This is a genomic window from Thalassotalea sp. G20_0 (genome assembly GCF_017744175.1).
Taxonomy (GTDB): domain Bacteria; phylum Pseudomonadota; class Gammaproteobacteria; order Pseudomonadales; family Endozoicomonadaceae; genus Endozoicomonas.
In genome coordinates, this window is sequence record NZ_JAGHQV010000259.1 from 1 (window position 1) to 981 (window position 981).

2 protein-coding genes are annotated in these 981 nt (G+C 51.3%); both read left to right on the forward strand.

The window, feature by feature from the left end; translation table 11 throughout:
* Positions 1-566: 50S ribosomal protein L11 methyltransferase (gene prmA / locus J7438_RS25910; protein ID WP_209278916.1), on the forward strand; the 566-nt coding region annotated here is incomplete at its 5' end.
* A gap of 152 nt (positions 567-718) precedes the next feature.
* On the forward strand, positions 719-981 hold a 263-nt coding region (locus J7438_RS25915), incomplete at its 3' end, for an MJ0042-type zinc finger domain-containing protein (RefSeq protein WP_209278917.1).

The following is a 981-nucleotide window of genomic DNA, read 5'->3' on the forward strand; positions in this document are numbered from 1 at the left end:
TTGGTGACCGCCTGTGGGTTTGCCCCAGCTGGAAAGACGTTCCCGATCCTGAGGCTGTTAACCTGATGCTGGACCCGGGCCTGGCCTTCGGCACCGGGACGCACCCCACCACGGCACTCTGCCTGCGCTGGCTGGATCAGCAGAATAACCTGACCGGAAAAACAGTTATCGACTATGGTTGTGGTTCTGGCATCCTTGCTATTGCAGCACTCCTTCTGGGTGCACGATCAGCTGTCGGTGTTGACCTGGATCCGCAGGCACTGGAAGCCACTATCGAGAATGCTAAACGGAATAACATTCCGGTGGATAAGCTGGAAGTTTTTCTGCCCGATGACGAACCAGCAGATCAGGCTGATATAGTACTGGCCAACATTCTTGCTGGCCCTTTGACTCAACTGGCTCCCAAACTGGCCAGTCTGACCAGGGAAGGCGGCTCCATTGCTCTGTCCGGTATTCTGGCTGAGCAGGCGGATGAAATAATTCAAACCTATGAACAGTGGTTTGCCATGGATACAGCAGTCACCTTTGATGGCTGGGCCATGCTCTCTGGCAAGCGACGTTCATAAGCTGGCATTGATGTGATGCAGGTATGACAGAACTTGTTACTCCCCGGGTTTCAATAGAAACTAAAGTACCTGCATTATCAATTAGACTGGATTCAGTACTGGGGCTCTGGTCTAATAAAAAATGCTGCTTTAAAATCAGGTAAACAGTAAACATGACGCCGTCAAGTGTCACTTGCCCCCACTGCCAGACCATATTCCGCATTACCCATGCCCAGCTTAAGGCTGCCAGGGGTTCGGTGCGTTGCGGTTCATGCCTTCAGGTTTTTAATGCCATAGACCAGCTACCGAGCCTGAAAGAACAAGAAAAGGAGGCATTCAACACTTCCATTGAAAACGTTGAAACATCATCCTCTGACCATCGGGAAGAGCCCCAGACACCCACTCAAACCCAAAAAAAACTGCGGGAAACACTGGT